Source organism: Legionella norrlandica, assembly GCF_000770585.1.
Lineage (GTDB): Bacteria > Pseudomonadota > Gammaproteobacteria > Legionellales > Legionellaceae > Legionella > Legionella norrlandica.
Window position 1 is genome coordinate 1 of sequence record NZ_JNCF01000128.1, and the last position, 683, is coordinate 683.

Genomic DNA, 683 nt, shown 5'->3' on the forward strand with positions numbered 1-683 from the left:
TCACTCCGGTGAGGTACATTCTGGCCGTTTTATCATATCGTGTAGCAATCCTTCTAAACCGCTTAATCTTCTGAAAAAAACGTTCAACAATGTTGCGTTCTTTATAGGTGTGGCAGTCATGCGTAGTGGGATGCAACCGATTCTTTTTACTTGGAATAACAGCTTTTATCCCTTTCTCCGCTAGAGTATCTCGAAAGCTGTCAATATCATAAGCCTTGTCAGCTAACAACGATTCACAGATCTCATCAGCTAAGATATCATGGGCTACCTGGCTCTCGTGTACTTGCCCAGGTGTTAACAATATATTGACCAGTTGACCAAAGGCATCAACATTAGCGTGAATTTTCGTGCTAAGCCCCACCAACACTGCGACCAATGGCTTCCAAGGCCTTATCATAACTGCTTCTCATGGCGTCTTGATGTACTTTGATAATTGACCCGTCAAGAATGTGCCATTCGTGATCGCCATCTTTTTTTTAATTCTGACAAAATGGCAGTAACATATCCTTTTTTTGACCAGTTGTTATAGCGATTATAAACACTTTTCCAGTGACCATAGTCTGCTGGCAAATCCACGCCACGCAGCTCCAGTCCGCAGCATCCAACATATCGCCTCGATAAATAACCGATCATCTTTACCATGACGGCCTTTGGGTTTGGGAAGCAATTTTTCTAATCTAGCC

General features: G+C 42.9%; 2 protein-coding genes. Both read right to left on the minus strand.

What is annotated here, in order from left to right:
• Positions 1–397 (minus strand): IS5 family transposase (locus OK13_RS13700; RefSeq protein WP_152571713.1); only part of this gene is annotated, 397 nt, incomplete at its 3' end.
• Between the two features lie 135 nt (positions 398–532).
• A partial coding sequence (locus tag OK13_RS16245) for a transposase (RefSeq protein ID WP_152571714.1) occupies positions 533–683 on the minus strand: 151 nt, incomplete at its 5' end.